The following is a 4,515-nucleotide window of genomic DNA, read 5'->3' as shown; positions in this document are numbered from 1 at the left end:
TCGGTTAGTTTCGACCCTGCCGCGATCCTTGTCCCTGAGGACCGTGGCCCCGGCCGGGTCCGCCATGGTCCTCGGGCCGTTGCGCAGGTCCATGTCCTTCCGGCCCCCGAAAGGCGCCGGGTGCCCGCTGCTCCGGCCCACGATACTGTGGTTGCGGACGTTCCGTCGGCCGGAAATGGCGCCACTGCGGGTCGCGATAATGGCGGTGGGCATCGCGCTGGACGTTTTGCCAGTCGCGGTAATTCCAGTGACGGAGCGCGGGTGGAGGCGCGATGATGGGACGCCATGGTCCGCGATAGCCCGGTCCGGCCCACCAGCGATTGCCGTAATAGTAATAGTAGGTTGAGCCTTGATAGAAAATGGGCTGAGATGCGCCATAGGCGGCATAAACCCCGAGGTTGCTCAACCAAACCATCAAGGGTGGCGTGGCGATCGCCATTGGCGGATAGCCGGGTGCCGCATAGATGGGTGGTGTCCCGACATTCAACTGTATGTCCACGGGGGATGCGCTGGCCCCGGTGACCGCCGTTCCGGCATACAGGATGGCGCCGGATAGCAACCAGGCGATGTGACGCTGTTTCCCGTTCATAAGGATGCTCCTCCAGACTTTTGTTTGGACTCCATCGCTAAAGGTACCACCCCGGGTTCCTTCATGCACACCCGGATATCGTCGATGATCGTCGGCCAAAGAAGTGTCACCAAGTCGCCGAGTGGCGGAAGGGAGGTCGCCTGACCCGTCTCGATCCCGTAAATAAGCACCCGGGGCGGCAGATCCTCCAGGGCGCGGCCCAGGGCCAGGGTCTCGGCCACACCGAAGCCATGGCTCGACAGCAGCCCGGTGCTATCGTCCAGTTCCAGCATATCCAGGCGCCGCACTGTGCCGGGCGGCGCGCCGCTGCGCATGGCGTCCAGGAGAATGACCAGGCGCGCGCCGCGCATGGCCGGGAGCAGGAGGCTGCCGGGGCGATCGCAGAGGTTGATATGGACCATTCCTGTGGGAAAATAACGGAGCAGGCCCAGCCGTTCCAGTGCCTCCGCGAGTCGCCAACCCAGATCGTCGCCCGCGATGGGCGAACCGATGCCGAGGACGCGGACGGGGTTCACCGCCGCTCCACCCGAACCGTCAGGAAATGGGTGGCGCAAGAGATGCAGGGATCGTAGTTGCGGATCACCATCTCGGCTTGCTGGCGCAGAGTCTCGTCTTCCCGGTCCAGACCCAGGGTTCCCAGGGAGTGACGCAGGTCCGCCTCGATACGTGCCTGGTTCTGACTGGTGGGCGGGACGATGCGGGCGTGCAGCACCTGACCTGCGGTATCCAGATCGTAGCGGTGCCAGAGTAGACCGCGGGGGGCCTCCGTGCACCCGTACCCAATGCCGGAGCGCGGCACGGCGGGGACGAAGGACGCCTCTGGCTCGGTGTAATCTTCCAGCAGGCGGCTGGCCTCCAGAAGGGCATAATGGATTTCTGCAGCCCGCGCGACAATGCTGTGGAACATGTTGCGGCTGGGAAAAGCGATGCCAGTACGCCCCAGGGCCTCCCGGACAGGCGTATGCAGACGATCCAGATTGAGGTTGAGCCGCGCGAGGGGACCCACCAGGTAGGGGCGTCCGTCCAGCGCAGCATAGAGGGCGGTGGAGTGGGGTTCCTGATGCTCCTGGAAATGGCTTTCGTAGTCGGCGATGGGAATGTCCAGGCCGTCACTGGAGACGATGCGCCCCTCGTTCATGGGGTACTCATCCTGGTGGCGCAGGGCGACACTGACAAAATCCTGAGAGTCGTCGGGCAGGTTCAGCGCGGCGGTCCAGGCCACCAGGGCCTCGGCCCCCGGCAGGGCGGCCCGCACCTGCTCCCGGAGTACCGCCACCTCCGCCCGGCTGGGCGCACGGTGAAAGCCCCCCACCCGGGCGCCCACGGGATGCACCGAGCGACCGCCGAAAAAGCGGATGATCTCGTTGCCCAGGGCCTGGAGGGCGAGCCCCCGGCGCACGACGTCGGGATGCGCGCGCGCCATCTCGGAGACGTTGCTGTAACCCAGGAAATCGGGCGCTGCCAGCAGATGGATGTGCAGGCTGTGGCTCTGTATCCACTCGCCGCAGTAGAACACCCGGCGCATGGCCCGCGCCCAGGGACCGGGTGCCAGGCCGAAGACGCCCTCGATGGCATGCACGGCGCTCATCTGGTAGGCCACCGGGCAGATGCCGCAGATGCGCGCCACCATGTCCGGGATCTCCTGGTATTCCCGGCCTTCCAGGAACTTCTCGAAGAGCCGCGGCGGCTCGAAAATGCGCAGGCGCAGCGTTTGAATGCGCCCGTCATGCACTTCCAGGTCGAGGGCGCCTTCCCCTTCCACCCGTGCCAGGACCGGCACGCAGAGGCTGATCTTACGGCTTTGGGTCATGGGTCTGCTCCCGCCAATGGCGGCCCGCCTCGGCAAAAGCCGGGGCGCCGCTGTTGATGAAGAGGAAACGCCGCGCGACGGCCTCCGGCACCAGACCGAGCCCTTCCAGCCGCCGCCCCAGCGCCGCGGCGTTGGGGTTCTCTGCCGGCCCGTAGCAGGCATAGCAATCGCGCCCAAAAAGGGGGCACAGCGCCCCGCAGCCGGTGAGCGTCACCGGCCCCATGCATGGCAGGCCCTTGGCCACCAGTACGCAGACGGCCTGATGGCGTTTGCACTCCAGACAAACTTTATCCTTTTCGAGCGCGGGTACGACCCCGAAGAGGAGGGCACGCACCGCCCCCAGGACCTGGCGCCCGTTCACCGGACAGCCCCACAGCTCCAGGTCCACCGGGACGTGGGCGGCGATGGGGGTGGAGGTGGCCAGGCTATGGATGTGTTCGGGCTGGGCGTAGATCTCCGCAATCCAGCCGGGGCCATCGGCCAGGTTGCGCAAGGCCTGCAGACCGCCGGCGGTGGCACAGGCGCCGATGGTGATGAGCCACCGGCTGTTTTTGCGGATTTTCTGGATGCGTTCCTCATCCTCCGACGTGGAGATACTTCCCTCCACGAAGGCCATGTCTACGACCGCGTCCGGGTCCACGGGCCCGGCCTCGGCGAAGTGGACGATCTCCACCAGTTCGGCAAGCCGCAGCAGGTCTTCCCCCAGATTCAGGAAGGCCAACTGACAACCGTCGCAGGAGCTGAACTTATGCACCGCGAGGCGCGATTTGGCAGCGGCCATGACGTCAAAACCCTCGCTCACCCAGCAGGGCCTGGATCTCCGGAAAGGGAAATACCGGACCATCCCGGCAGACGAAGTTTCCCCCCATCTGACAATGGCCGCAATGACCGACGGCGCAGTGCATGCTGCGCTCCATGCTGAGCCACAAGTCCTCCCCCGCCACGCCGCGCCGCAGTAACTCCTGCACGGCCGCCCGCATCATGGGCTCGGGGCCGCACATCATCACCAGCGCACCGGGATCGAACTGCACGCGGTCGAAGAGGACCGTCACCGGCCCCACTTGCCCGAACCAGCCGGGGCTGCCCACGTCCGCCGCCAGCCCCACCTGCACCTCGGGCAGCCGACTCCAGGCTTCGTACTGGTCGCGCCAGATGAGGTCGTCGGTATGCTTGACCCCTTGCAGGATGGTGAGCCGCCCAAAGCGTTCCCGTCGCCGCAGGATGTAGTGGATGACCGAAACCACCGGCGCACAGCCCAGCCCCCCGGTGAGCAGCACGATGTCCCTGCCTTCGGCCCGTTTCAGGGGCCAGCCCCGACCGTAGGGCCCGCGCAGGCCCAGGCGGGCGCCTTTCCCCAGACGCGCCAGCCCCTGGGTGACCCGCCCCACGGCACGGATGGTATGGTCGATGCGGTGCGCATTTTCGGGATCGGAGACGATGGAAATGGGCACCTCGCCCACCCCGTACAGATAAACCATGTTGAACTGGCCCGGCTGGAAGCGATAGCCGATCTGCATTTCCGGGTCGGTGAAGGCAAGGCGCAGGGTGAAGATGGTGGGGGATTCCTGAGTGCGCTCCAGGACCTCGACCTCGTGGGGAAGGTAAGGATCAGGCATGATCCCCTCCGCAGACGGCCGCCACTTCCGCGGTGATGTCGATGCCCGCCGGGCACCAGGCGATGCAGCGTCCGCAGCCCACGCAGCCGGAGCGGCCATACTGGTCGTGCCAGCTCCCGAGTTTGTGGGTCAGCCACTGGCGGTAGCGCAGGCGGGTATCGGCACGGATGACGATGTCGTGGATAGAGCTGTGTCCCTCGGTGAAACAGGAGTCCCATTGCCGGGAATGGGTACTGCTCAGGCCGTCCAGGGCGGGCTCCTCCATCTCGGCGTGGCAAAAACAGGTGGGGCAGACGGAGCTGCAGTTGGTACAGGACAGGCAGCGCTGGGCCACATCGTCCCAGCGGGGATGGTGAAGGTTGGCAAAGAGGCCATCACGCAGGTTGCGAGACGGCAGGGCGCGTTGCTGCGCCTGGGCGGCAGCAACGATCTCCCCGTCGGCGGTAGCCTGCTGGAGGGGGTCCAGGGCTTCGAGGGGCAGTTGCCCGAGCAGTGCCTCG

Annotated in this window: 6 protein-coding genes; all 6 read right to left on the bottom strand. The window is 66.2% G+C overall.

Annotated features, from left to right (window positions below):
- Positions 1-4: 4 nt before the first annotated feature.
- Positions 5-589, bottom strand: a complete 585-nt coding sequence (locus tag Q0C48_RS01940) for a hypothetical protein (protein ID WP_291521014.1) — start codon at positions 587-589, stop codon at positions 5-7.
- Complete coding sequence (locus Q0C48_RS01935) at positions 586-1,104, bottom strand: hydrogenase maturation protease (RefSeq protein ID WP_291521012.1); 519 nt, start codon at positions 1,102-1,104, stop codon at positions 586-588. The genes Q0C48_RS01940 and Q0C48_RS01935 overlap by 4 nt, the downstream gene beginning before the upstream one ends.
- On the bottom strand, positions 1,101-2,399 hold the full coding sequence (locus Q0C48_RS01930; protein WP_291521010.1) for a nickel-dependent hydrogenase large subunit: 1,299 nt from the start codon (positions 2,397-2,399) through the stop codon (positions 1,101-1,103). Before Q0C48_RS01930 ends, Q0C48_RS01935 begins: the two co-directional genes overlap by 4 nt.
- Positions 2,383-3,180 carry a sulfhydrogenase subunit delta gene (locus Q0C48_RS01925; RefSeq protein WP_291521008.1) on the bottom strand — a complete coding sequence of 266 codons (798 nt, stop codon included), beginning with the start codon at positions 3,178-3,180 and terminating at the stop codon, positions 2,383-2,385. The genes Q0C48_RS01930 and Q0C48_RS01925 overlap by 17 nt, the downstream gene beginning before the upstream one ends.
- Before the next feature lie 4 nt (positions 3,181-3,184).
- Positions 3,185-4,015, bottom strand: coding sequence for an FAD/NAD(P)-binding protein (locus Q0C48_RS01920; RefSeq protein WP_291521006.1), 831 nt, complete (start codon positions 4,013-4,015; stop codon positions 3,185-3,187).
- On the bottom strand, positions 4,008-4,515 hold a 508-nt coding region (locus Q0C48_RS01915), incomplete at its 5' end, for a 4Fe-4S dicluster domain-containing protein (protein WP_291521004.1). The genes Q0C48_RS01920 and Q0C48_RS01915, both read right to left, overlap by 8 nt.

This window comes from Acidithiobacillus sp. (assembly GCF_023255755.1).
Taxonomy (GTDB): domain Bacteria; phylum Pseudomonadota; class Gammaproteobacteria; order Acidithiobacillales; family Acidithiobacillaceae; genus Acidithiobacillus.
Note: the sequence above shows the minus strand (reverse complement) of the source record. Positions and strands in the feature narration are given on the sequence as shown.